20 protein-coding genes and 5 tRNA genes are annotated in these 25,619 nt (G+C 69.8%); 14 read left to right on the top strand and 11 right to left on the bottom strand.

Translation table 11 applies throughout. The annotated features are described in order from the left end of the window. Positions 1 to 139 precede the first annotated feature (139 nt). The 7 genes from purS (at position 140) to purM (ending at position 7,855) form a co-directional block, all read left to right on the top strand. The gene (purS, locus tag IGS69_RS16385; protein ID WP_189590372.1) at positions 140 to 403 is read left to right on the top strand and encodes a phosphoribosylformylglycinamidine synthase subunit PurS; all 264 of its coding nucleotides are present in this window, start codon (positions 140 to 142) and stop codon (positions 401 to 403) included. Then, positions 400 to 1,104 carry a phosphoribosylformylglycinamidine synthase subunit PurQ gene (gene purQ, locus IGS69_RS16380; protein ID WP_190900515.1) on the top strand — a complete coding sequence of 235 codons (705 nt, stop codon included), beginning with the start codon at positions 400 to 402 and terminating at the stop codon, positions 1,102 to 1,104. Before purS ends, purQ begins: the two co-directional genes overlap by 4 nt. Continuing rightward, positions 1,101 to 3,359 (top strand): phosphoribosylformylglycinamidine synthase subunit PurL, encoded by a 2,259-nt coding sequence (gene purL / locus IGS69_RS16375; protein ID WP_190900513.1) that lies wholly within the window; start codon positions 1,101 to 1,103, stop codon positions 3,357 to 3,359. Before purQ ends, purL begins: the two co-directional genes overlap by 4 nt. A 125-nt stretch (positions 3,360 to 3,484) precedes the next feature. After that, on the top strand, positions 3,485 to 4,282 hold the full coding sequence (locus tag IGS69_RS16370) for a maleylpyruvate isomerase family mycothiol-dependent enzyme (protein ID WP_190900511.1): 798 nt from the start codon (positions 3,485 to 3,487) through the stop codon (positions 4,280 to 4,282). 94 nt (positions 4,283 to 4,376) lie between these two features. Next, a complete protein-coding gene (locus IGS69_RS16365; protein WP_190900510.1) occupies positions 4,377 to 5,150 on the top strand; it encodes an META domain-containing protein in 774 nt (257 codons plus the stop codon). A 63-nt stretch (positions 5,151 to 5,213) separates the two neighbouring features. Then, complete coding sequence (gene purF, locus IGS69_RS16360; protein WP_190900507.1) at positions 5,214 to 6,743, top strand: amidophosphoribosyltransferase; 1,530 nt, start codon at positions 5,214 to 5,216, stop codon at positions 6,741 to 6,743. Between the two features lie 44 nt (positions 6,744 to 6,787). Next, the gene (purM, locus tag IGS69_RS16355; RefSeq protein ID WP_190900505.1) at positions 6,788 to 7,855 is read left to right on the top strand and encodes a phosphoribosylformylglycinamidine cyclo-ligase; all 1,068 of its coding nucleotides are present in this window, start codon (positions 6,788 to 6,790) and stop codon (positions 7,853 to 7,855) included. A gap of 83 nt (positions 7,856 to 7,938) precedes the next feature. On the opposite strand, the gene IGS69_RS16350 is transcribed toward purM, so the two are convergent. Both IGS69_RS16350 and IGS69_RS16345 read right to left on the bottom strand, forming a co-directional pair. Continuing rightward, positions 7,939 to 8,187: a DUF3073 domain-containing protein gene (locus IGS69_RS16350; RefSeq protein WP_031108294.1), complete on the bottom strand. Its 249-nt coding sequence runs from the start codon at positions 8,185 to 8,187 to the stop codon at positions 7,939 to 7,941. Positions 8,188 to 8,506: 319 nt separating this feature from the next. After that, positions 8,507 to 9,613: a Leu/Phe/Val dehydrogenase gene (locus tag IGS69_RS16345; RefSeq protein WP_190900502.1), complete on the bottom strand. Its 1,107-nt coding sequence runs from the start codon at positions 9,611 to 9,613 to the stop codon at positions 8,507 to 8,509. Positions 9,614 to 9,835: 222 nt separating this feature from the next. Here IGS69_RS16345 and IGS69_RS16340 point away from each other — a divergent pair, with 222 nt between their 5' ends. Both IGS69_RS16340 and bldC read left to right on the top strand, forming a co-directional pair. After that, complete coding sequence (locus IGS69_RS16340; protein WP_190900500.1) at positions 9,836 to 10,681, top strand: hypothetical protein; 846 nt, start codon at positions 9,836 to 9,838, stop codon at positions 10,679 to 10,681. A 599-nt stretch (positions 10,682 to 11,280) separates the two neighbouring features. Next, complete coding sequence (gene bldC, locus IGS69_RS16335; RefSeq protein WP_003949541.1) at positions 11,281 to 11,487, top strand: developmental transcriptional regulator BldC; 207 nt, start codon at positions 11,281 to 11,283, stop codon at positions 11,485 to 11,487. Positions 11,488 to 11,950: 463 nt separating this feature from the next. Here bldC and IGS69_RS16330 read toward each other — a convergent pair whose 3' ends face one another. From IGS69_RS16330 to IGS69_RS16300, 7 genes are all read right to left on the bottom strand, one after another. Then, entirely contained in the window at positions 11,951 to 12,142 is a 192-nt protein-coding gene (locus tag IGS69_RS16330) for a DUF6274 family protein (protein ID WP_190900498.1), read from the bottom strand. 324 nt (positions 12,143 to 12,466) lie between these two features. Continuing rightward, positions 12,467 to 12,541 (bottom strand) — tRNA-Asp (locus tag IGS69_RS16325). Between the two features lie 93 nt (positions 12,542 to 12,634). Beyond that, a complete protein-coding gene (gene hrpA, locus IGS69_RS16320; protein ID WP_190900496.1) occupies positions 12,635 to 16,603 on the bottom strand; it encodes an ATP-dependent RNA helicase HrpA in 3,969 nt (1,322 codons plus the stop codon). 163 nt (positions 16,604 to 16,766) lie between these two features. Then, positions 16,767 to 16,840, bottom strand: a tRNA-Phe gene (locus IGS69_RS16315). Between the two features lie 24 nt (positions 16,841 to 16,864). Then, a tRNA-Asp gene (locus IGS69_RS16310) sits at positions 16,865 to 16,939 on the bottom strand. Positions 16,940 to 16,974: 35 nt separating this feature from the next. Next, positions 16,975 to 17,047, bottom strand: a tRNA-Glu gene (locus tag IGS69_RS16305). 80 nt (positions 17,048 to 17,127) lie between these two features. Next, positions 17,128 to 18,702 (bottom strand): metallophosphoesterase family protein, encoded by a 1,575-nt coding sequence (locus IGS69_RS16300; protein WP_190900494.1) that lies wholly within the window; start codon positions 18,700 to 18,702, stop codon positions 17,128 to 17,130. Between the two features lie 83 nt (positions 18,703 to 18,785). On the opposite strand from IGS69_RS16300, the gene IGS69_RS16295 reads away from it, so the two are divergent. The 4 genes from IGS69_RS16295 (at position 18,786) to IGS69_RS16280 (ending at position 22,481) form a co-directional block, all read left to right on the top strand. Further along, entirely contained in the window at positions 18,786 to 19,136 is a 351-nt protein-coding gene (locus tag IGS69_RS16295; protein ID WP_031108284.1) for a metallopeptidase family protein, read from the top strand. Between the two features lie 87 nt (positions 19,137 to 19,223). Next, positions 19,224 to 19,754: a hypothetical protein gene (locus tag IGS69_RS16290; protein WP_190900492.1), complete on the top strand. Its 531-nt coding sequence runs from the start codon at positions 19,224 to 19,226 to the stop codon at positions 19,752 to 19,754. A gap of 368 nt (positions 19,755 to 20,122) precedes the next feature. Continuing rightward, the gene (locus tag IGS69_RS16285; protein WP_190900490.1) at positions 20,123 to 22,195 is read left to right on the top strand and encodes a DEAD/DEAH box helicase; all 2,073 of its coding nucleotides are present in this window, start codon (positions 20,123 to 20,125) and stop codon (positions 22,193 to 22,195) included. 213 nt (positions 22,196 to 22,408) lie between these two features. Then, positions 22,409 to 22,481 (top strand) — tRNA-Lys (locus IGS69_RS16280). Between the two features lie 59 nt (positions 22,482 to 22,540). Here the strand turns inward: IGS69_RS16280 and IGS69_RS16275 are convergent. Further along, entirely contained in the window at positions 22,541 to 23,401 is an 861-nt protein-coding gene (locus IGS69_RS16275; RefSeq protein ID WP_232543540.1) for an RNA polymerase sigma factor SigF, read from the bottom strand. A 330-nt stretch (positions 23,402 to 23,731) separates the two neighbouring features. Then, positions 23,732 to 24,226 carry a MarR family transcriptional regulator gene (locus IGS69_RS16270; protein ID WP_190900488.1) on the bottom strand — a complete coding sequence of 165 codons (495 nt, stop codon included), beginning with the start codon at positions 24,224 to 24,226 and terminating at the stop codon, positions 23,732 to 23,734. A 135-nt stretch (positions 24,227 to 24,361) separates the two neighbouring features. On the opposite strand from IGS69_RS16270, the gene IGS69_RS16265 reads away from it, so the two are divergent. Continuing rightward, positions 24,362 to 25,534, top strand: a complete 1,173-nt coding sequence (locus IGS69_RS16265; protein WP_232543539.1) for a PP2C family protein-serine/threonine phosphatase — start codon at positions 24,362 to 24,364, stop codon at positions 25,532 to 25,534. Positions 25,535 to 25,619: the final 85 nt, after the last annotated feature.

Here is a 25,619-nt window from a genome sequence, read left to right as displayed (position 1 = left end):
TTCCCGAAAATTTCGTGCGTGGGTCCGTCGATGCCGGATCGTGATGACGGTCACGTAGTTTCCTACAAGTCAACGCGCGTAGAAATTTTGTGCGGGTAGTCTGAAGGAACCTGCTCAGCACCACACACCGGGAGTGCCAGTGGCACGCGTCGTAGTCGACGTCATGCTCAAGCCGGAGATCCTCGACCCCCAGGGCCAGGCGGTGCAGCGCGCACTGCCGCGGCTGGGTTTCGACGGGATCTCGGACGTCCGCCAGGGAAAGCGTTTCGAACTGGAAGTTGACGGGCCGGTCGACGAGGCCGCCCTCGCCCGCATTCATGATCTTGCGGAGTCCTTCCTCGCGAACACCGTGATCGAGGACTTCTCGATCCGGGTCGAGGAAGTCGCGGAGGCCGCGAAGTGACCGCTCGTATTGGCGTCGTCACTTTTCCCGGCAGTCTGGACGACCGTGACACACAGCGCGCGATCCGCGTCGCCGGCGCCGAGCCGGTCGCCCTGTGGCACAAGGACAAGGACCTCAAGCAGGTCGACGCCGTGGTGCTGTGCGGCGGCTTCTCCTACGGCGACTATCTGCGCGCCGGGGCCATCGCCCGCTTCTCGCCGGTGATGGAGCCCCTGCTGGAGCAGGCGAAGGCCGGTCTGCCGGTGCTCGGCATCTGCAACGGCTTCCAGATCCTCACCGAGGCCCACCTGCTGCCGGGCACGATGCTGCGCAACGACCATCTGCACTTCATCTGCCGCGACCAGAAGCTCCGCGTGGAGAACGCCGAGACCGCCTGGACCACCGACTACACGGCCGGCCAGGAGATCTCCATCCCGCTGAAGAACAACGACGGGCAGTACGTCGCCGACGCGTACACGCTCGACCAGCTGGAGGCCGAGGGCCGTGTCGCCTTCCGGTACCTGGTCCGCGGCGAAGCCGCTGATGGATACGGCAATCCCAACGGCTCGCAGCGGGACATCGCCGGCGTCACCAACGAGGCCGGGAACGTGGTCGGCCTCATGCCGCACCCCGAGCACGCCGTCGAGCCGCTGATCGGCACCGGCCGCACCGACGGCCTCCCGTTCTTCACCTCGATCCTCAAGAAGCTGGTCAACGCATGAGCCGGACGCCTCTGGACACGGTCGAGCACGCGGCCGCGACCCCCGACGTCGAGCTGCCCTGGGCCGAACTGGGTCTGAAGAAGGACGAGTACGAGCGCGTGGTCGAGATCCTCGGCCGCCGGCCCACCGGGGCCGAGCTCGCCATGTACTCGGTGATGTGGTCGGAGCACTGCTCGTACAAGAGCAGCAAGGTCCACCTGCGCCAGTTCGGCGAGAAGGCCCCCGAGTCCGACGCGATGCTCGTCGGCATCGGCGAGAACGCCGGTGTCGTGGACGTCGGCCAGGGCTACGCGGTCACCTTCAAGGTCGAGTCGCACAACCACCCGTCGTACGTCGAGCCCTACCAGGGCGCGGCCACCGGTGTCGGCGGCATCGTGCGCGACATCATCGCCATGGGCGCCCGCCCGGTCGCGGTCGTCGACCCGCTGCGCTTCGGCGCCGCCGACCACCCCGACACCAAGCGCGTCCTGCCAGGTGTCGTCGCGGGCATCGGCGGCTACGGCAACTGCCTGGGCCTGCCCAACATCGGCGGCGAGGTCGTCTTCGACGCCTGCTACCAGGGCAACCCGCTGGTCAACGCCGGTGCCATCGGCGTCATGCGGCACGAGGACATCCACCTCGCCAAGGCGTCCGGCGCCGGCAACAAGGTCATCCTCTACGGGGCCCGGACCGGCGGCGACGGCATCGGCGGCGCCTCGATCCTCGCCTCCGAGACCTTCGACGACGCCAAGCCCTCGAAGCGCCCGGCCGTCCAGGTCGGCGACCCCTTCCAGGAGAAGCTCCTCATCGAGTGCACCCTGGAGGCCTTCCAGGAGAAGCTCGTCGTCGGCATCCAGGACCTCGGCGCGGCGGGCCTGTCCTGCGCCACCTCCGAGCTCGCCTCCAACGGCTCCGGCGGCATGCGCGTCACCCTGGACGACGTCCCCCTGCGCGACTCCACGCTCTCGCCCGAGGAGATCCTCATGAGCGAGTCGCAGGAGCGCATGTGCGCGGTCGTCGAGCCGGAGAAGGTCGACCGCTTCCTGGAGATCTGCGACAAGTGGGACGTCATCGCCACCGTCATCGGTGAGGTGACCGACGGCGACCGCCTGGAGATCTACTGGCACGGCGGCAAGATCGTCGACGTCGACCCGCGCACGGTCGCCCACGAGGGCCCGGTCTACGAGCGCCCGTACGCCCGTCCCGACTGGCAGGACACCCTCCAGGCCGACGACGCGAACAAGCTGCCGCGCCCGGCGACCTCCGAGGAGCTGAAGGACCAGGTCCTCAAGCTGGTCGGCTCCCCGAACCAGGCCTCCAAGTCCTGGATCACCAGCCAGTACGACCACTTCGTGCAGGGCAACACCGTCCTCGCCCAGCCCGAGGACTCCGGCATGATCCGGATCGACGAGGAGACCGGCCTGGGCGTGGCCATCGCCACGGACGGCAACGGCCGGTACGCCAAGCTCGACCCGTACCACGGCGCCCAGCTGGCCCTGGCGGAGGCGTACCGCAACGTCGCCACCACCGGCGCCAAGCCGCTGGCCGTCTCCGACTGCCTGAACTTCGGCTCGCCCGAGGACCCGGCGGTGATGTGGCAGTTCGCGGAGGCCGTGCGCGGTCTGGCGGACGCCTGCCAGCAGCTCGGCACGCCGGTGACCGGCGGCAACGTCTCGCTCTACAACCAGACGGGCGAGGCGGCCATCCACCCGACGCCGGTCGTCGCGGTCCTCGGCGTCATCGACGACGTGGCCCGCCGCACGCCGGTCGCCTTCCAGGAGGAGGGGCAGCTGCTCTACCTCCTCGGCGACACGCGTGAGGAGTTCGGCGGCTCGGCCTGGTCCCAGGTCGTCCACGACCACCTGGGCGGACTGCCCCCGAAGGTCGACCTGGAGCGCGAGCGCCTGCTGGCCGAGATCCTGATCTCCGCCTCCCGCGACGGCATGATCGACTCCGCGCACGACCTGTCCGACGGCGGTCTGATCCAGGCGGTCGTCGAGTCGGCGCTGCTGGGCGGCAAGGGCGCCCGCCTGATCGTCCCGGACGGTCTGGACGCCTTCACCTTCCTCTTCTCCGAGTCGGCGGGCCGCGCCGTGGTGGCCGTGCCGCGCTCCGAGGAGGTCCGTTTCAACGACATGTGCGGTGCGCGGGGCCTCCCGGTCACCCGCATCGGTGTCGTCGACGGTGATGTCGTGGACGTCCAGGGCGAGTTCGCGCTCACCCTGGCCGAGCTGCGCGAGACGCACGAGGGCACGATCCCGGCGCTGCTGAAGTAGGCGACCACGCCGAAGCCCCCGCCCGGGTCAGCCGGACGGGGGCTTCGCCGTACCCGGACCGGCGGGCACCCCCGGAGACCTCCGAGCCCCCCTGACTGTCACAGCCCCCGCTTAGGCTGACCCCCATGCCACCGGCCAGGAAGCGCACCCGCAGCTACGACCCCGCCAAGATCCGCACGGCGGTGCTCGCCCAGTTCGGGAACGTGCGGTCCGCTGCCGCCGGGCTCACCGCCGAGCAGCTCGCCCTGCCCACCCGGCTGGGCGACTGGACCGTCCGCGAGCTGGTGGCCCACGTCGGGATGAGCCTCGCGGCGGTCTCCCGGCTGACCGGCCTGCCGGAGCCGGCCAAGCAGGACGGCACGCTGCTCGACTGGCCCGCCGCGATCGCGGCCGACGCCCCGGACATCGCCGCCCACGCCCGCGAGCCGGCCGGCAGCCACCCCGACCCGGCCGCCCACCTCGCGGCCGTCGAGGAGCGCTTCACCGCCGACCTCGCCGCCCACCCCGGCACCCGGCTGCTCGCCACCAGCGCCGGCGCCCTGCCGCTCGCCGACTACCTGGTCACCCGCACGGTCGAACTCGTCGTCCACACCGACGACCTGAACGCCGCCGTCCCCGGCCTGGACATCCCCTACGACCGGCAGGCCCTGGCCGCCTGCACCCGGCTGCTGGCCGACGCGCTCGCCGCGAAGGCGCCCGGCGGTTCGACGGAGGTGAGGGTGCCGCCGTACGCGGTGGTGCAGTGCGTGGCGGGGCCGAGGCACACGCGGGGCACCCCGCCCAACGTCGTCGAGACGGACCCGCTGACCTGGATCCGGCTGGCCACCGGGCGGCTGGCCTGGGCCGAGGCCCTCCGGGACGCCAAGGTCAGCGCGAGCGGGGAGCGCGCGGACCTGTCGGCCCTCCTGCCGCTGCTGGCCTGAGCACCGGACGCCCGTTCGCCTGAATGCTCTTGGCATCAGAAGGAATCCCCGCCGTAAGGGGAACCGATCCCCCCGGGTCCCCCGTCGAAGTGGCATGGACAGGCAGAAGCAGCGCATGACCCTGACGGCCGCCGCCATGCTCGTCCCGCTCATGGCGGCCTGCGGCAGCGAGAAGGCGGACAGCGGCAGCGGCTCGGTCGGTGCCGACAAGCCGGTCACCGGCGTGCGGTGGAGCGTGGACAGCGTCACCGCGGACGGCAGGACGCAGAAGGCCCCCACCGGCGCCCACGTGACCTTCGACCACGGCCGGGCCGAGGGCAGCCTCGGCTGCAACGAGTTCAGCGCCGAGGCCACCGTCGACGGCGACCGCGTCCGGCTGGGCAAGACCAGGTCCACCGAGATGGCCTGCGAGAACAAGCCCATGGAGTTCGAGACGACCCTCGCGCGGGCCTTCTCCGACCAGGAGCTGAAGGCGAAGGTGGACGACGACCGCCTCACCCTCACCACCGATGGCGGCGACACCGTCCGCCTGACCAAGGCGAAGGACGCCCCGCTGGCCGGCACCAAGTGGACCGTCACCACCCCGGACGCCGACGGCCGGGCCCACCTCACCTTCGACGCGAAGAAGGGCACGGTCTCCGGCAGCCTCGGCTGCAACAAGGTGAACGCGAAGGCCACGGTCAGCGACGGCCATATCACCGTCGGCCCCCCGGCCACGACCCGAATGATGTGCGAAGACTCACTCATGGACAGCGAGAAGACGCTGCTGCGCCTTTTCGACGGGAAGCTGAAGTACGGAGTCGATCACCAAACCCTGACGCTGACCAGCGCAAACGGTACGAGTGTGCGAGCCGTCGCCGAGCGGTGATCCACCGGAAAGTCCGGTATCCCCAATTCGGACCAGTGGTCGACCTCGCCTACACTCGGTGGCGTGCCACGTGGTGACGGACGACTCAACCACGACCTGCTCCCCGGTGAGAAGGGCCCCCAGGACGCTTGCGGCGTCTTCGGTGTCTGGGCTCCGGGCGAAGAGGTCGCCAAGCTCACGTACTTCGGGCTCTACGCCCTCCAGCATCGAGGCCAGGAATCCGCGGGAATCGCGGTCAGCAACGGCTCACAGATCCTCGTCTTCAAGGACATGGGCCTGGTTTCCCAGGTCTTCGACGAGACCTCCCTCGGTTCGCTCCAGGGTCACATCGCGGTCGGTCACGCCCGCTACTCGACCACCGGTGCCTCCGTCTGGGAGAACGCCCAGCCGACCTTCCGCGCGACCGGACACGGATCCATCGCGCTCGGCCACAACGGCAATCTCGTCAACACCGCCCAGCTCGCCGAGATGGTCGCCGACCTGCCCAAGCAGGACGGCGGACGCACCCCGCGCGTCGCGGCGACCAACGACACCGACCTGCTCACCGCGCTTCTCGCGGCCCAGGTCGACGAGGACGGCAAGCCGCTGACCATCGAGGAGGCCGCTCACACGGTCCTCCCGAAGGTCCGGGGCGCCTTCTCGCTCGTCTTCATGGACGAGCACACCCTGTACGCGGCCCGGGACCCGCAGGGCATCCGCCCGCTGGTCCTCGGTCGGCTGGAGCGCGGCTGGGTCGTCGCCTCCGAGTCCGCCGCCCTCGACATCTGCGGCGCCAGCTACGTCCGGGAGATCGAGCCGGGCGAGTTCGTCGCCATCGACGAGAACGGCCTGCGAACCTCCCGATTCGCGGACGCGAAGCCCAAGGGCTGTGTCTTCGAGTACGTCTACCTGGCCCGCCCGGACACCGACATCGCCGGCCGGAACGTGTACCTCTCCCGCGTGGAGATGGGCCGCAAGCTCGCCAAGGAAGCGCCCGTCGAGGCCGACCTGGTGATAGCGACCCCGGAATCGGGCACGCCCGCGGCGATCGGCTACGCGGAGGCCTCCGGCATCCCGTTCGGCGCCGGCCTCGTCAAGAACGCGTACGTCGGCCGGACGTTCATCCAGCCCTCGCAGACCATCCGCCAGCTGGGCATCCGCCTGAAGCTGAACCCGCTGAAGGAAGTCATCAAGGGCAAGCGCCTGGTCGTCGTCGACGACTCGATCGTGCGCGGCAACACCCAGCGGGCCCTGGTCCGCATGCTCCGCGAGGCGGGCGCGGCCGAGGTCCACATCCGGATCTCCTCGCCGCCCGTGAAGTGGCCCTGCTTCTTCGGCATCGACTTCGCCACCCGCGCCGAGCTCATCGCCAACGGCATGACGATCGACGAGATCGGCACCTCCCTGGGCGCCGACTCCCTGGCCTACATCTCCATCGACGGCATGATCGAGGCGACCACCATCGCCAAGCCGAACCTGTGCCGCGCCTGCTTCGACGGCGAGTACCCGATGGAGCTCCCGGACCCCGAGCTGCTCGGCAAGCAGCTGCTGGAGACGGAGCTGGCCGCCGGCCCGGCCGCCACGGCCGCCGCCGACGCGATCCGCCGCCCGTAGACGGCCCGTAACACCTGCCGTACGACACAAAGGTTCTTATCGTCATGCCTGACACAACCGGTGCCAGCTACGCAGCCGCGGGCGTCGACATCGAAGCCGGCGACCGCGCCGTCGAACTGATGAAGGAGTGGGTGAAGAAGGCCCAGCGCCCCGAGGTCCTCGGCGGCCTCGGCGGCTTCGCCGGCCTCTTCGACGCCTCCGCCCTGAAGAACTACGAGCGGCCGCTGCTCGCCTCCGCCACGGACGGTGTCGGCACCAAGGTCGACATCGCCCGCCAGCTCGGCGTCTACGACTCCATCGGCCACGACCTGGTCGCCATGGTCATGGACGACATCGTGGTCTGCGGCGCCGAGCCCCTGTTCATGACCGACTACATCTGCGTCGGCAAGGTCCACCCCGAGCGCGTCGCCGCCATCGTCAAGGGCATCGCCGAGGGCTGTGTACTCGCCGGCTGCGCCCTGGTCGGCGGTGAGACGGCCGAGCACCCGGGCCTGCTGGGCGAGGACGACTTCGACGTCGCAGGCGCCGGTACGGGCGTCGTGGAGGCCGACCGGCTGCTCGGCGCGGATCGCATCCGGACGGGTGACGCGGTGATCGCCATGGCGTCCTCCGGTCTTCACTCGAACGGGTACTCCCTCGTCCGCCACGTCCTGCTGAACCAGGCGGGCCTGGCCCTGGACGCGCACATCGAGGAGCTCGGCCGCACCCTCGGCGAGGAGCTCCTGGAGCCCACGAAGATCTACTCGCTGGACTGCCTGGCCCTGATGCGCACCACCGAGGTGCACGCCTTCAGCCACATCACCGGCGGCGGCCTCGCGGCCAACCTCGCCCGGGTGATCCCGGACGAGCTGCACGGGATCGTCGACCGCTCCACCTGGACGCCGGCCCCGATCTTCGACCTCGTCGGCCGCACGGGCAGCGTCGAGCGCCTGGAGCTCGAGAAGACCCTGAACATGGGCGTCGGCATGATCGCGATCGTGCCGCAGGAGTCCGTGGACGTGGCTCTGACGACCCTCGCCGACCGAGGCGTGGACGCCTGGGTGGCCGGAGAGATCACGGACCGGGGCGAGCACACCACTGGTGCCGCCCTGATCGGTGACTACGCGAGCTGAGGCACGGGGGTCATGCCCCTGCGGGCAGCACAGAACCCGGTCGGTGACCGAAGTCACCGACCGGGCAAGTGCTCAGTGCAGGGTCAAGCGCCGCGACGATGCTGCGAGGACTGGTCGTCCTCGTCGTCGTCGTCCTCATAGAGGTCGGCGTACCGTGCGTACAGGTCCTCGTCCTGATCATCGTCTTCGAGCGGCTCGCCGTTAGGCGGCTGCGGATTCGAAGGCGATGCACCCAGCTCCTCGGCCAGGCGTGAGAGGTCAGTCCCACCGCTGTTGTACTTCAGCTGGCGGGCGACCTTCGTCTGCTTGGCCTTGGCCCGGCCGCGCCCCATGGCTCGACCCCCTCAACGACGGGGCTCGACGGCCCCAGAGTCTTGACACGCGTTCATGGTCCGGCACGGACTCTCCGCGGAGAGACCGGTCCGTAGGGCTTCCACGGTACCTGAGCCCGCGCCCATACGGTACGTCGCCCGCATGACGTGCCCGCGCCCAGGACCTTCGAGGCGCCCCGTCCTCGCTGGTCAACCGCGATTTTAACCACTTATCGGCGGTCGACCCGCCGGTAGAAGTGAGAGTTCTCTCTAACTGCCCACCGGCGGGTACCGGCCAAACGTACGAGACTGCGTGGATCAGTCCCGCACCGCCCCGGGGTCAGCGCCCCCGGTGGGCCAGGATCGCGTCGTGCATCCGCTGCTCGGCGATCCGGTCGGCCGCGGCGGCCGGCGGAATACCGTCTTCCTTCGCACGTGCGAATATGGCCAGCGTGGTGTCGAAGATCTTCGACGCCTTCGCCTTGCACCGGTCGAAGTCGAAGCCGTGCAGCTCGTCCGCGACCTGGATGACACCGCCGGCGTTTACCACGTAGTCCGGCGCGTAGAGGATCCCGCGGTCGGCGAGGTCCTTCTCCACGCCCGGGTGGGCGAGCTGGTTGTTGGCGGCGCCGCAGACCACCTTGGCGGTGAGCGCGGGCACGGTGTCGTCGTTCAGGGCACCGCCGAGCGCGCACGGGGCGTAGATGTCGAGGCCCTCGGCGCGGATCAGGGTCGCGGTGTCGGCGACGGCCGTCACGCCCGTCGGGTGCGCCGCGAGGATCCGCCCCACGGCCTCCTCGCGCACGTCGGTGATGAGCACCTCGGCGCCCTCGGCCCGCAGGTGCTCCACCAGGTGGTGGCCGACCTTGCCGACACCGGCGATGCCGACCCGCTTCCCACGCAGCGAGGGGTCGCCCCACAGATGCTGCGCGGAGGCCCGCATGCCCTGGTAGACGCCGAAGGCGGTGAGGACGGAGGAGTCCCCGGCGCCGCCGTTCTCCGGCGAGCGGCCGGTCGTCCAGCGGCACTCGCGGGCCACGACGTCCATGTCGGCGACATACGTGCCGACGTCACAGGCGGTGACGTAGCGGCCGCCGAGGGAGGCGACGAAGCGGCCGTAGGCGAGGAGCAGCTCCTCGCTCTTGATCTCGTCCGGGTCGCCGATGATCACGGCTTTGCCGCCGCCGTGGTCGAGACCGGCCATGGCGTTCTTGTACGACATCCCGCGGGCGAGGTTCAGCGCGTCGGCGACGGCCTCGGCCTCGGTCGCGTACGGGTAGAAGCGCGTACCGCCGAGCGCGGGGCCCAGGGCGGTGGAGTGGAGGGCGATGACGGCCTTGAGGCCGCTCGCGCGGTCCTGGCAGAGCACGACTTGCTCATGTCCTCCCTGGTCCGAGTGGAACAGGGTGTGCAGTACATCAGCAGGTGCGCCGGTTACGTCGGTCACTGTGGTGACTCCTGAGTAGGTGCGGCGGGTGGAGACCAGCCCTCGTGCGGGTGGCGGGGACTGTTGAGCATGAGATTAGAGCCTGGTGGCCCCGCCGGCCGCACAGTGCACAGGATCACCTCCGACCGGAGTACACGCGTGCGACGATTTGCATAGATTTCCCGCGCGATCGTGAGTGGCCTCCGCAGGTTTTCACGGCGGTGCGCGGGGGAGGGAGCAGGCGTGCCCAAGGTGACCTCGGTGATCGTCCCCTACACGACCTACCTGCGCGTGTACGAACCGCTGGCCGCCTTCCCCGAGCCGGAGCGCAGCCAGTGGGCCCGCTACGCCCGCCGCGCGGACCGCCCTTCGTACCAGGACGAACTCCGCCGGGCCCTCGCCGACTTGGCCCCCACCCCGCCGGTCCCGGTGCCGGTGCACGAGAGCGACGACGCCTTCGTCCTCGACGTGGACGGAGTCGTCTGCGTCTGCCCCTGGCGTACCCGGCTGCGCGGCTGGCTGGCTCTGGACGAGCTCTCCGAGGAGCTCCCCCCGCCGGTCATGGACGCGGTCCTGCCGCCCGTGCTGCGGCGTCAGGCCGCCCAGGACTACGAGCGGTGGCTGACGATCAACCCGGACGCCCGGCCGTGGATCCGTACGGCCACTTGGCAGGTGCCGATCAACTGGTTCGTGCTGGTCTCCGACGAGGAGCGCGAGTACGACAAGGGCGCGTCCGGCGACAGCCCGCCCGTGCTGCGCTACCGCACTCCCATGGTCCAGGCCCGGCGGCGGGTGGCCCGGGGCCTGCGGGCCCTGAGGGAGGCCATGAACGAAGGGCCGCTGATCGACGGCCTGATGGACGTCGGCCGCTGGCTGGAGGAGTTCCACCCGCGCTCGCTCGTGGAGCTGGACTACGGCGGCCTGGTGCACGTGGTGCCGGCCGGGACCCTGGAGGACGACCACTCCGCGGCGGACGTGGCCGAGGGCATCGCCGCGCTGCGCAGGGGCGACGGGGCCGGTGCGGGGGAGGCGTACGCCCGGCTCGTGGAGCGGTGGCGTTCCGTACGGAATCTTCGGTCGGCCAACTGACGTCTGACCTTGATGTCCGTACAGAACGCTCGCATTCGGTCACGAACTGACGTTTGACGAACCGCCCGATTTGGGGTTTCGTCCTCGCACCGAGTTCCTGTAGCGGGCTGTGCGTCTCCTGAGGCTTCGTCAACAAGGGACGTAGGGCCCGATCCGGGCAGACCTCTCAAGTAGGCCAAGCGTGACGGACTACACGTACGAGGCTCTTGCGTCCCTTGCCCCTCCTCATGCCAAAATAGGACAAGGAGTCCGGGGAGGACTCCTTCCGTCCTGTAGTGCTGCACTATGGGCGGAATCTCAGCATTGCACGCTTTGGGGGGTCTGGTGACTTCCTGATCGCCCTGTGACTGATCGTCACAGCGGTGTGACTGTCCGCTATGGCATGGTCCATCGGCTTCCGTCGCTGATGAACACCTGGAGGGGCAATTCCATCGGTTTGGCCGACGCGGCTGGACAGATGGTGTAGTTGTAGTGCCGAGGACAAGCCGTTCGTCCTATAACCGACTCGACTCGCGTCCGCCATTTCGGGCAACGCGGGTCAAGGTGCAGAATTTAGAGGAAAGAACCGAGAAGGTTCGGTTCTCCCGAGGAGGCCGCTCATGACCGCTCGCACCCCTGATGCCGAGCCGCTGCTGACCCCGGCTGAGGTCGCCACCATGTTCCGTGTCGACCCCAAGACGGTCACGCGGTGGGCGAAGGCCGGCAAGCTCACGTCGATCCGCACGCTCGGCGGGCATCGGCGCTACCGCGAGGCCGAGGTCCGCGCTCTGCTCGCGGGCATCCCGCAGCAGCGCAGCGAGGCCTGAACAACTGAATAACCGGGCAAACCGGCTGGTCCCCCAACTGGCCGCGGCGTCCGGACCCACAGCTCCAAGCGACGCGGGATCCTGCCCCAACAGGCCCCACGCCCAAGCCAGTCAGAGCTTTCCAGGCATACAACAGGGTGCGTCGTAGATCGCGCTGGACTCCGCCGGGTCCAGCGCGATCTTTTTTGTGCGCCCGGGGTGGGTCTGCCGCACCTGCTGTGAGCGGCCTTGTAGGAGCCTGGGGAGGGGTGTCGGATCAGCTGTGTGCGGCACCTCGGACAGGGTGCAATTGCACATATTAAATTGACCCTTTGTAGGTGGGGTGTAAGTACCGTACTTTCCAAAACTCATGCGGTGACACCCGTCACATACCAAGCGGCTTGTTAGCTCCGCCACGGGTGCGGTAGAGGAGCCTCCGGCTCCAGCAGCCCCTGCTCCGGCGGGTGTTGAGACCGTTCGTGGATCATGCGGGCGCCGGGCTCTCGTCCTCCCGGGCCGGCGTCACGGCCTGAGGCGCACCCGGCCCCGACTCCATCGCCAGCTTCAACAGGTGATGGCAGATCGGGCAGTGACGTGTGAGATGCCGGTACGACGACGCGGCCGACAGGTGCGCGCGGAGCAGGGCCCGCGTCTCGTGCCTGGTCGCTGTCGCCATACGCCACCTCCTGAAGGCCGCACGGGGAACGGCCCTGGTTCTGGGGTACCGAGGGATTGAGGGGCCGTCAAGACGGCGTGTGCGGGCCCAAGGGGCTTACGCCGAGGTCAGGGCATGCAAAAGAGCCCGGATCTTCGGATCCGGGCGGAGCGGTGGCGCAGACGGCAAAGAGCCCGGACCCGAAGATCCGGGCTCTTTCTGTGCGGTCCTGACGGGATTTGCTGTATCCGATTGCGGCTCCGCCGCGGGCGCGGCCTTCGTCTGCTCGGAGCGGTGGCGCAGACGGCGAAGAGCCCGGATCCGAAGATCCGGGCTCTTTCTCTGCGGTCCTGACGGGATTTGAACCCGCGGCCTCCACCTTGACAGGGTGGCGAGCACTCCAAACTGCTCCACAGGACCAGGTTTCGCAGTGCGATCCTTGCGGTGCGCTGCGAAAAGAGACTGTACAGGAGGGTGGGGCCCTGGTCGAACTCACCCTGTGTGCGGGTGCCGTTACGGCGCCGCCGCGTCGATCGCCTTCACGATCCGCTTGTCGGAGACGGGGTACGCCGTGCCCAGCGCGTGGGCGAAGTAGCTGACCCGAAGCTCCTCGATCATCCAGCGGATGTCCAGGACCGACGGCGGCACCGGCCGGCCCTGCGGCAGCTGCTCCAGGAGCCAGGCGTACTCGTCCTGCATCTCGTGGACCTTCTGCATCCGCGTCGTGTCCCGCTGGACGTTCGTCGGCATCTGCTGCAGACGCCGGTCGGCCGCCACCAGGTAGCGCATCAGGTCCGGCATGCGCCGCAGCCCCGCCTCCGTCACGAAGCCCGGCTTCACGAGCGCGTCCAGCTGCGCCCGCACGTCCTGGAGGTTCGCCAGCAGCGCGGGGCTGCGCACGGCCTTCAGACGGCGCTCACAGGCCTGCCAGGCGGCCAGGACCTGCTGCACCTGCCCCACCGTGCGGACGGTCGTGTCGACGATCTCGGCGCGCACCTTGTCGTACAGCTTCCGGTACGACTCCTCGTCCCACGCCGGCCCGCCGAAGTCGCCGATCAGCTTGTCCGCCGCGGCCATCGCGCAGTCGTCGAACAGGCCCTGGATGGAACCGTGCGGATTCGCGGACAGCGCCAGCTTCTGCGCGTTCGTCAGCTTCTGCGAGGCGAACTTCGCCGGGTTGACCGGGATGTTGCGCAGGATCAGCCGCCGCGTGCCCTTCCACATGGCCCGCGCCTGCTCCGCCTCCGTGTCGAAGAGGCGCACGGAGACCGTGTCGCCGTCGTCGACCAGCGCCGGATACGCCTTCACCGGCTGACCGGCACGGCGGGTCTCGAAGACGCGGGTGAGCGTGCCGATCGTCCAGTCGGTCAGGCCCGAGCGCTCCAGGGACTCGCCGCCGGAGCGTTCGGCCGTCGCCGCGGCCGCCTGGGAGAGGGCCTTGCGGGCCTTCGGGCGCAGCTTGAGCTTCAGCGCCTCCAGGTCCTTGTCCTCGGCCAGTTTGCGGCGCCGTTCGTCGACGATCCGGAACGTGATCTTCAAGTGGTCGGGGACCTTGGACAGGTCGAAGTCGTCCGCCTCGAAGGGCACCCCGACCATGAGCCTCAGCTCGCGCGTCATGGTCGTGGTCAGAGGTTCCTGGAGGGGGACGGCCCGGTCCAGGAACGCTCTCGCGAAGTTCGGCGCGGGCACGTAATTGCGGCGGATCGGCTTGGGCAGGGACCGGATCAGCTCTGTCACCAGTTCCTCGCGCAGCCCCGGGATCTGCCAGTCGAAGCCCTCGTCGGTGACCTGGTTGAGGACCTGCAGCGGGACGTGCACGGTCACGCCGTCGGCGTCCGCGCCCGGCTCGAACTGGTACGTCACCCGGAACTTCAGGTTCCCCTGCCGCCACGAGTCCGGGTAGTCGGCCTTGCTGACCTCACCCGCCTTCTCGTTGATGAGCATCTCACGCTCGAAGTCGAGGAAGTCGGGCTGCTCGTGCCGCTTGTGCTTCCACCAGGAGTCGAAGTGGGCGCCGGAGACGACGTGTTCGGGGATCCGCTGGTCGTAGAAGTCGAACAGCGTCTCGTCGTCGACCAGGATGTCCCGGCGCCGGGCCCGGTGCTCCAGTTCCTCGACCTCGGTGAGGAGACGGCGGTTGTCCGAGAAGAACTTGTGGTGGGTCCGCCAGTCGCCCTCGACCAGCGCGTTCCGGATGAACAGCTCGCGGCTGACCTCCGGGTCGATCCGCCCGTAGTTGACCTTCCGCTGCGCCACGATCGGCACGCCGTAGAGCGTGACCTTCTCGTACGCCATCACCGCGGCCTGGTCCTTCTCCCAGTGCGGCTCGCTGTACGTGCGCTTGAGGAGGTGCGCGGCGAGGGGCTCGACCCACTCGGGCTCGATCTTCGCGTTGACGCGGGCCCAGAGGCGGGACGTCTCGACCAGCTCGGCCGACATCACGAAGCGCGGGGGCTTCTTGAAGAGGGCCGAACCGGGGAAGATCGCGAACTTGGCGTTCCGCGCCCCCAGGTACTCGTTCTTTCCCGTGCTCCTGCCGCCCTCTCCTGAGGCGTCCTTCACGTCCTTCATGCCGATGTGCGACAACAGGCCGGCCAGGAGGGAGAGATGGATGCGGTCGTCCGGGGCGTCCTCCTCGTTGAGGTGGATGCCCATCTGCTTCGCGACCGTGCGCAACTGCGTATAGATGTCCTGCCATTCGCGGATGCGAAGGAAGTTGAGGTACTCCTGCTTGCACATCCGGCGGAACGAGGACGAGCCCCGCTCCTTCTGCTGCTCGCGCAGATAGCGCCAGAGGTTGAGGTAGGCCAGGAAGTCGCTGGTCTCGTCCTTGAAGCGGGCGTGCTGCTGGTCGGCCTGGGCCTGTTTGTCGGCGGGGCGCTCGCGCGGATCCTGGATGGACAGCGCGGCGGCTATGACCATGACCTCGCGTACACAGCCGTTCTTGTCCGCCTCCAGGACCATCCGGGCCAGCCGGGGGTCGACGGGCAGCTGGGCCAGCTTGCGGCCGGTGTCCGTGAGCCGTTTGCGGGGGTCCTTCTGCGCCGGATCCAGGGCGTTCAGCTCCTGGAGCAGCTGCACGCCGTCACGGATGTTGCGGTGGTCCGGCGGGTCGATGAAGGGGAACTTCTCGATGTCGCCGAGACCGGCAGCGGTCATCTGCAGGATGACGGAGGCGAGGTTCGTCCGGAGGATCTCCGCGTCCGTGAACTCCGGCCGGGCCTCGAAGTCCTCCTCGCTGTACAGCCGGATGCAGACGCCGTCCGACGTACGGCCGCAGCGGCCCTTGCGCTGGTTGGCGCTGGCCTGCGACACCGGCTCGATGGGCAGCCGCTGGACCTTGGTGCGATGGCTGTAGCGCGAGATCCGCGCGAAGCCCGGGTCGATGACGTACTTGATGCCGGGGACGGTCAGCGAGGTCTCGGCGACGTTCGTGGCCAGAACGATCCTGCGGCCGGTGTGCGGCTGGAAGACGCGGTGCTGCTCGGCATGGGAGAGCCGGGCGTAGAGCGGCAGGATCTCCGTGAAGCGGTAGTTCTTCTTGGTGAGCGCGTCCGCCGTGTCCCTGATCTCCCGCTCACCGGAGAGGAAGACGAGGATGTCGCCCTTGCCCTCTGCCTGGAGCTCCTCCACGGCATCGGTGATCGCGGTGATCTGGTCGCGGTCGGCGTCGTCGCCGTCCTCCTCCAGCAGCGGCCGGTAGCGGACCTCCACGGGGTACGTACGGCCGCTGACCTCGACGATCGGGGCGTCGCCGAAATGCCGCGAGAAGCGCTCGGGGTCGATGGTGGCCGAGGTGATGACGACCTTGAGGTCCGGACGCTTCGGCAGCAGCTGGGCGAGATAGCCCAGCAGGAAGTCGATGTTGAGGGACCGCTCGTGGGCCTCGTCGATGATGATCGTGTCGTAGGCGCGCAGCTCACGGTCGGTCTGGATCTCGGCGAGCAGGATGCCGTCCGTCATGAGCTTGACGAAGGTCGCGTCCTGGTTCACCTGGTCGGTGAACCGCACCTTCCAGCCGACGGCCTCGCCGAGCGGTGTGTCGAGCTCCTCGGCGACGCGCTCGGCGACCGTGCGGGCGGCGATCCTGCGGGGCTGGGTGTGCCCGATCATGCCCCGGACGCCACGCCCCAGCTCCAGACAGATCTTCGGGATCTGCGTCGTCTTGCCGGAGCCGGTCTCGCCGGCGACGATCACGACCTGGTGGTCGCGGATGGCGGCGGCGATCTCGTCCTTCTTCTGGCTGACCGGCAGCTGCTCGGGGTAGGTGACCTCGGGCACGAGGGCGCGCCGGCCGGCCATCCGTTCCTCGGCCTTGGCGACCTCCGCCTCGATCTCGGCGAGCACGGCGGCCCGGGCCTCCGGCTTACGGATCTTGCGCGCGCCTTCGAGCCTGCGCCCGAGCCGGTGCGCGTCGCGCAGGGACAGCTCGGTCAGGCGGGGGGCGAGGGCGCCGAGGGCGGGGGCAGGGTGCGTAGACATACGCGATCCAGGATCTCATCCCGCCGAATTTGATGGCGAACGCTTTTGTCCCGGGGGACGGAGCGGCGCCGGCCAGAGCTCGCCGTGCCCGGACGGGCAGAGCACGAAAGAGCCCCTCTCCGGTGTAGGTGGAGAGGGGCTCAGGCCCTGGTGGGGGCTGCGGTGGCTGGGGCCGGGGTCGAACCGGCGACCTTCCGCTTTTCAGGCGGACGCTCGTACCAACTGAGCTACCCAGCCACGAGGTTTCACGTGAAACCTCAGCGGTCCTGACGGGATTTGAACCCGCGGCCTCCACCTTGACAGGGTGGCGAGCACTCCAAACTGCTCCACAGGACCAAGCTTCGTACGACAGTGTCGCACAGGGTGGTGCGTGCCCCCAACGGGATTCGAACCCGTGCTACCGCCTTGAAAGGGCGGCGTCCTAGGCCGCTAGACGATGAGGGCTATCGGCCCGCCTGTGCGCTTCGCAGCGCGTCGGGGACGTGAGAAGCATATGGGATGGCGGGAGCTATCGCCAAAACGGTTTAGGGGGAGGGCGAGGAAGTGCCCTCGGACGGGGTGCCGGGGGACGGGCTCGCGCCGGGCTGGTTCTCCTTCGGGAGGTGACGGCTGACCTCGGCCGTCGTGAGGCCGAGGCCGCCCAGCTCGATCTCGTCCCAGGCCTGGAGGTGGCGGGTGTCGCGGTCGAAGTAGAGGATCGACGCCTCGATGGGGTCGGGGTGCTTGCCCTCGATGGCGCGCAGGCCGCTGCCACCGGTGGACCCCTCGATCCGCAGCCGGGTGCCGTACGGCAGCTCCTCCATCTCGTCGTGGTGGAGGTGTCCGGCCAGGACGAGGGGGACCTCGCCGTCCACCTCGCGGGCGGCGGACGGCTCGTGGGCGACGGCGACGTCCACCGGGGTGCCCGCGGCGCTCTGGTCGCGCAGGGCCGTGGCCAGGCGTGCGCCGGCCAGTTCCTGGGTCTGCTCGGCGCCGGTCCGCTGCGAGCGGTCGGGGGTGAACTGGGGGTCGCCGATGCCCGCGAAGCGCAGGCCCTTGATCGTCTGCGCCTTTCCGTCGTCCAGGACGTGGACGTTCTTCAGGTCCTCCATGTAGCGCTGGGTGATCATCGAGTCGTGGTTGCCGCGGACCCAGACATAGGGGGCCCCGAGGTCCTCGATGGGGTCCAGGAAGCCGTTCTCGGCGGCGGTGCCGTGGTCCATCGTGTCGCCGGAGTCGACGATGACGTCGACCCTGTACTGCTCCACGAGCGAGGCGATGATCTTCCAGCTCGCCGGGTTGAGATGGATGTCGGAGACGTGCAGAACCCGGATCGTGGAGGGGTCGGGCGCGTAGGCGGGCAGCGTCGAGGTGGCGTCGTAGAGCTTGGTCACGTTGGTGACCAGGCGGGCCAACTCCTTCTGGTAGACGTCGAATTCCGTGACGATGCTGCGCGCGTTGCCGACCAGGGACGGGGCCGAGGTGAGCAGGCCGGAGAACTTGGGCTCCAGGACGGAGTCGGGCCGCCAGGTGGCGTACGCGGTGCCGCCCGAGGCGGCGAGCAGGGCGAGGGCGAGACCGCCGGCGGCCAGGGCGCGGCGCGGGCGGCGGTAGACGGCGAGACCGAGTGCGCTGGCGCCGGCGACCACGGCGACGCCGGAGCGCACGGCCAGGTCGAGGGTGCCGCGGCCGACGTCCTCGGTGACCTCGTCCTGGAGACCGGAGAGGCGTTCGGGGTGGTCGACGAGGGCCTGAGAGCGGTCGGGGTCGAGCTGGTCGACGTTGACGTCCAGGCGGACGGGGGCGATGTGGCTGTCCAGCTGGAGGGCACCCAGCGGCGAGATGTTGATCTTGGTGCCGCCGGTGAAGGAGGGGCGCAGGGTCATGGTGGTGTTCATGGGGCCGACCGGGACCCGGACATTGCCCACGACCAGCAGTCCCAGCCAGGCGCCGAGGAAGACCACGGCGACGAGCCCCACCGCACGGGTCCACGGGTGCGGCTGCGTCACGAGCTCGATCGTGGTGGGTGCCTGGCGGGAGCGATAACGGCGCGCCAGGGCGCTCGGGGCCTTGCGGATCGGGTTCAGGACACTCAGGACTGCGGCGGGGACGCGGGCCATTGATCCCGTATGCCCAAGTCCGGGGCCGGATATGCGGCGCCGTACGGCTCTCGTACGGCGAGGTCGTGGCCGACAATGGGCCTGTGCTGGAGATGACGCGTGAGGAGTTCGAGGAGCTGGTCGCCGAGGCGCTCGACCGGATTCCGCCGGAGTTGACGCGACTGATGGACAACGTCGCGGTGTTCGTGGAGGACGAGCCGCCTTCCGACGATCCCGAGCTGCTCGGGCTGTACGAGGGGACTCCGCTGACCGACCGGGGTGAGTGGTACGCCGGTGTGCTGCCCGACCGGATCACCGTCTACCGGAATCCGACGCTGCGGATGTGTGAGTCGCGGGAGGACGTCGTCGCGGAGACGGAGATCACCGTCGTGCACGAGATCGCCCACCACTTCGGCATCGACGACGCGCGCCTTCACGCCCTGGGGTACGGCTGACCGGGTTGTGAATACGGGGCGCGTGTCCTCTTGTGGGCGGCGGGAGTTGGAGATGTTGACTCCATCACCCCTTCCGGAGGTGGCCCCGTGCGCCCCTTGTACGTACCCGTCCGACTGGCCGCCACGGTCGTGGCGGTCGCCGCTGCCGCCGGCTGCATGAGTGTCGGAGACGACACGGGCGGGAGCGTCAAGCCGTCGCACTCCGCCGGTCAGCGGGGCGGCGAGGCGCCCGACGGCGGGCCCGCGGTGTCGGGTGGCGGTGCCGGGTTCGGCGCGGCCGGGGCCGGGGGTAAGCGGGAGCGCGGCAAGGGCGGGAAGGACAAGAAGGGCAAGGGCGGCCGGGCGGGGGAGTCGGCCTCCCCCGAGGCGTCGCCGAGCGCTGACGCGAGCCCGGCCGTGCCGGGGCGTGACGAGCCGGGGAAGCCGGCGCGGCCCACGCCGAAGCCGCCGGCGCCGCCGACACCCACCCGCACGGCCGAACCGGAGCCCACGCCGACGCCCCCGGAGCCGACGACGTCACCGGAGCCCACGCCCGAGCCGTCGTCGTCTGCGCACGAGCCGCCCGGGCCGCAGCTCGCACAGCGGGAGCCGGCTCCGGAGGCCGGCTCGCCGGCGTAGGGCCGTGGGGATGCTTCACAAGGGCGGGATGGTCCACAGGGGCCGGAAGGTTCACAGGGGCCGGAAGGTTTTCTTCGGGGGCGGGAACAATCCCCGCGGGAGGGTGGTTGAAGCCCTCGGGATGCCGTCCGGTCGTCGGACGGTGGCCCGCTGTCGCCTGGACAGTCCGGTTTGCCTTGAGGGGCCCGGAGTGCGTATGGTGGCAGATCGTTTGATCCCATCTTGCCCGGCGCCACTGCAGAGCGCGCCGTGTGGCGCGTACTCTCCCTTGCCGTGGTGGACCGCATTGAGGCGGTCGTATTGCGAATCGCGAATCACGGAGTTGACGGGCGCGTGCCGACTGAGACTCCGGAAGGTTTCGCATTCGCATGTCCATCGCCAGTACTGATCACGTCGTCGTGCCCGAGAACGAGGCAGCCGATGACGCCCCCGAGGTCACCTTCGCGGACCTCGGTCTCCCCGAAGGCGTTGTGCGCAAGCTCGCGCAGAACGGCGTGACCACCCCCTTCCCGATCCAGGCCGCGACCATCCCGGACGCCCTGGCCGGCAAGGACATCCTCGGCCGTGGCCGCACCGGCTCCGGCAAGACCCTGTCGTTCGGTCTGCCGACCCTGGCGCGTCTCGCCGGCGGCCGCACCGAGAAGCACAAGCCCCGCGCGGTCATCCTCACCCCGACCCGTGAGCTCGCGATGCAGGTCGCGGACGCCCTCCAGCCGTACGGCGACGTCGTCGGCCTGAAGATGAAGGTCGTCTGCGGCGGTACGTCGATGGGCAACCAGATCTACGCCCTCGAGCGCGGCGTCGACATCCTCGTCGCCACCCCGGGCCGGCTGCGCGACATCATCAACCGTGGCGCCTGCTCCCTGGAGAACGTCGAGGTCGCCGTCCTCGACGAGGCCGACCAGATGTCCGACCTGGGCTTCCTGCCCGAGGTCACCGAGCTGCTCGACCAGGTCCCGGCCGGCGGTCAGCGCATGCTGTTCTCGGCCACGATGGAGAACGAGATCTCCACGCTGGTCAAGCGCTACCTGGTCGACCCGGTCTCGCACGAGGTCGACAGCGCCCAGGGCAACGTGACGACCATGTCGCACCACATCCTCATCGTGAAGCCCAAGGACAAGGCGCCGGTCACCGCCGCGATCGCCTCCCGCAAGGGCCGCACGATCATCTTCGTCCGCACCCAGCTGGGCGCCGACCGCATCGCCGAGCAGCTGTGCGACTCCGGTGTGAAGGCCGACGCGCTGCACGGCGGTATGACGCAGGGCGCGCGCACCCGCGTGCTGGAGGACTTCAAGAAGGGCTACGTCAACGCGCTCGTCGCGACCGACGTCGCCGCCCGCGGCATCCACGTCGACGGCATCGACCTGGTGCTGAACGTGGACCCGGCCGGGGACCACAAGGACTACCTGCACCGGTCCGGCCGTACCGCGCGTGCGGGGCGCTCCGGCACTGTCGTGTCGCTGTCCCTGCCGCACCAGCGGCGTCAGATCTTCCGGCTGATGGAGGACGCGGGCGTCGACGCCTCGCGCCACATCATCCAGGGCGCCGGCGCCTTCGACCCGGAGGTCGCCGAGATCACCGGTGCCCGGTCGATGACCGAGGTCCAGGCCGAGTCCGTCGGCAACGCCGCGCAGCAGGCCGAGCGTGAGGTCGCCTCGCTCACCAAGGAGCTCGAGCGCGCGCAGCGGCGTGCGAACGAGCTGCGCGAGGAGGCCGACCGCCTGGTCGCCCGGATCGCCCGCGAGCAGGGTGAGGACCCCGAGGCCGCGGTGGCCGAGGCCCAGGCCGCGGTGGCGGCAGCTGCGGCCGAGGTGTCCGTGCCCGAGCAGCCGGCGGCGCAGGACGTCGACCGGGCGGACCGGGACGACCGTGGCGGGCGTTCGTACGAGCGTCGTGACGACCGTGGCGGTTTCCGCCGTGACGACCGTCGTGACGACCGTGGTGGTCGTTCCTTCGAGCGTCGTGACGACCGCGGTGGCCGTGGCTTCGAGCGTCGTGACGACAACCGTGGTGGCGGCTTCCGCCGCGACGACCGTGGCGGGCGTTCTTTCGAGCGTCGTGACGACCGTGGTGGCCGTGGTTTCGAGCGTCGTGACGACAACCGTGGTGGCGGTTTCCGCCGGGACGACCGTCGTGACGACCGTGGTGGTCGTTCTTTCGAGCGTCGTGACGACCGTGGTGGCCGTGGTTTCGAGCGTCGTGACGACAACCGTGGTGGCGGTTTCCGCCGCGACGACCGTCCGGGCCGCTCCTTCGAGCGCCGTGACGAGCGCGGTGGGCACCGTGGCAGCGACCGCCCCTTCAACCGCGACCGTCAGGGCGACCGCCCCGGCTTCCGCTCCTCGGGTCACGACCGCCCCTTCGGCCGTCGTGACGACCACCGCGGCGGCGGTTCGTTCCAGCGTCGCGACGACAAGCCGCGTTGGAAGCGCAACGGCTGACATACGCGCATGACGAGCGCCGTGGCTCCGCCCCAACGGGCGGGCCACGGCGCTCCGTCGTTGCGGCGGCCGCTCCGCGGCCTGCCGACCCGCCCGAACCGGCCGGTCCGTGGCCCTCATCGGCCCTGTTCGTCCCTTTGACAGGGCCGGGACACCGATACCCGATCGGAGACTCGGCATCGTCCGGCTATGCTCGTGGGGGCAACAGCGCCTGGGCCCTTAGCTCAATTGGCAGAGCAGTGGACTTTTAATCCATTGGTTGTGGGTTCGAGTCCCACAGGGCCTACAAGGAAGCCCCGGTTCGGATTGTCTCCGGACCGGGGCTCTTGTCGTTGTGGGGGTGGGTCAGCCGGTGGCCAGCATTCCCGACCGCAGGCGGGCGACCGTGCGGGAGATGAGCCGGGAGACGTGCATCTGCGAGATGCCGAGCCGGGCGCCGATCTCCGCCTGGGTCAGCTCCTCCACGAAGCGCAGGTGCAGGATGAGGCGCTGGCGTTCGTCGAGTTCGGCGACCAGCGGGGCCAGGGCGTGGAAGTCCTCGACGAGTTCGAGGGCCGGGTCCTCCTCGCCGATGAACGCCGACAGCGTCGTATCGCTCTCGTCCGGGTCGCCGGTGACCGTCGCGTCGAGGGAGGACGACACGTAGCCGGCGGCGGCGATCTGGGCCTCGACGACCTCTTCCTCCGACAGGTTCATCAGAGCGGCCAGTTCGGCCACCTTCGGCGCGCGGCCGAGGCGGGAGGCCAGCTCCTCGGTGGCCTTGGCGAGTTCCGTACGGGCTTCCTGAAGGCGGCGCGGCACATGCACGGCCCAGGACGTGTCACGGAAGAACCGCTTGATCTCGCCGATGATGTACGGCACCGCGAAGCTGGTGAACTGCACCTCGCGGGAGACCTCGAACCGGTCGATGGCCTTGATCAGCCCGATGACGCCGACCTGGACGATGTCCTCCATCGACTGGCCGCTGGTGCGGAACCGGCGGGCCGCGAAGCGCACCAGCGACATGTTCATCTCGATGAGCGTGTTGCGGGCGTACTGGTATTCGGGCGTGCCCTCCTCGAGCACGGCGAGCCGGTCGAGGAACTGTCCGGTCAGTCCGCGCGCGTCCTGCGGGGCGAGCTTCTGGGGCTCGGCGATCTGCGGCAGTTCCTCACCGGTGCAGGTGGCGGAATCCGTCGTCGTGCCGATGCGCATGGTCGCCGTCACGGGCCCTCCCTCTCGTTCCGGCCCGCTCCGATCCCCCGACAGGCCACCTCCAGCGCCGTTACCCGCGCTCGCCCCGGTCATGCCCCGCATATGCCCCGGCGAGATGTAGACCACAGTCGGCGCAGGTCGAGGCGGTGTCGGGGTACTCGGACCGGTACTGCGACGGTACGAGCGGGGAGGGCGGGCGGTGGAGTGCGGGAGAGAAGGCCGAAGGGCTCGCGGAGCGGACAGTTGTCGTTTGACAACTATAGGTGGAGGGCAACAGCCTAGGCATGCCGAACATGCCCGGGGAGACCGGAAGGAACGACTCCGTGCGGGGCGGCGCGTAATTCAGGCAGTCCGGGTACCGGACGAGGGGGAGTCTTCGGAGTCGTCGTGTATCTGGGCCGCCGCCGCGTCGCAGAACGCCTCCAGCCCCTGCAGCAGCGCGACCCGCTTGGCCGCGGGCATCTGGTCGAGCACCGCGCCCAGCGCCTGCTCCCGGCGCACCCGCAGGTCGGCCAGGAAGGCACGGCCCCGGCCGCTGAGGTGCAGACGGACCTCGCGCCGGTCGGCCTCACTCACCTCGCGCTCGACGAACCCGGCCGCCTGCAGCCGGTCGCACAGCCGGCTGGTCGAGGGCGGTGTGGAGGCCAGGGAGCCGGCCAGCGTGCGCAGGTTGATGTCCTCGTGGTGTTCGAGGATGAGCAGCACCCGCAGCTGGGACGCGGAGGCCGGCGCGGTCGAGGCCCGGCCCCAGAGGACTTCCAGCAACTCCGCGGCCGTGGAGGTCACACGGGCGACCTCTGCTGGCTCAGGGCGGGGTCGGAGGGAAGTCACAGTCACACTCTCGCAGGCGCCGGGATGGCCGTCAGCGTACCTGGCGTGAGCTGAACCGGCCGGGACCGCTTCCCGGCCCGTGGACAAGAACCCGTTTCGAGGACGCGTCGGCGTCCCACCGAGGATGGTGAGCAGACCACCGTGACCACGATCACGAGCAGATTCGTGGCCGCCGAGCGCGCCCTGCGCACGGCGGCCCCCCATGAACTGCTGGACGCGGTCCGTCGTGTACTGACCGATCAGTACGCGGCGGACTCCGTCGAGCTCTTCCTGGCCGACTACGGACTGACGGTGCTTCAGCCGGTGTCCGTGCTGCCGCACACCCTCCAGCCGGTGTCCGTGCACAACAGCCCGGCCGGCCGGGCCTTCGGCGCGCAGGAGCCGCATGTGGAGACCCTTTCGGGCGACCTCGTGCGGGCGCACCTGCCCGTCACCGTGCGCGGCGACCGGCTCGGCGTGCTGACCGTGACCCTGCCCGGCGGCGGGCACGCCGAGGGCTGCCTGGGCGAGCTGGCCGAGATCGCCGAGGTGCTCGGGCACGAGGTCTACGTGGCCGAGCGGGACACCGACCTGTACCTCCAGGCGCGCCGCCGGGACCGGCTCACGCTCGCCGCCGAGATGCAGTGGCAGCTGCTGCCGGGCCGCTCCTGCGCCCGCCCCGAGTACGAGCTGGGCGCGCAGCTGGAACCGGCGTACGCGATCTTCGGCGACAACTTCGACTGGTCCGCCTCGGCCGACCGGCTCAGCCTGTACGTCACCAACGGCATGGGCGAGGGCATCGAGGCCTCCCTGCTGACGAACCTGGCGATCAACGCCCTGCGCAACGCGCGCCGGGCCGGGCTGTCCATCGACGACCAGGCGGCCCTGGCCGACCAGGCGGTGTACGCGCACTACCGGGGCCGCTGCTACCTCTCGGTGCTGATGCTCGACTTCGACTTGGCCACCGGGCGGGTCCGGGCGGTGGACGCCGGGTCGCCGCAGATGCTGCGGCTGCGCCGGGGCGTGGTCGAGCGGGTGCCCTTCGACGCCCAGCTGCCGCTCGGCATGTTCGAGGAGACCGACTACGTGGTCCAGGAGTTCGACGTGGAGCCGGGCGACCGGCTGGTCTTCGTCAGTGACGGGGTCTACGACGTCGCCTCCCCGGGGGGCGAGCCCTACGGGGACGCCGCGCTGGCCCGGGCGATCCAGTCGACCCGGCTGCTGCCTGCCGCCGAGGTGCCCCGGGCCATCCTGCGCGAACTGACGGGCCACCGCGGCCGTTCCACCCCGGACGACGACGCCCTCGTGGTGTGTCTGGACTGGCGTGGTCGGTGAGGGACGGGGAAGGCGCAGGTCGGGGGTGACCGTGGGCAGTTGTTTGGTGGTGCCGGACGCCGGCACTAATGTTTGTCATACGGCA

Origin of the sequence: Streptomyces tuirus, from assembly GCF_014701095.1 — a bacterium.
GTDB lineage: Bacteria > Actinomycetota > Actinomycetes > Streptomycetales > Streptomycetaceae > Streptomyces > Streptomyces tuirus.
This window is presented reverse-complemented; position numbering and strand designations above follow the sequence as displayed.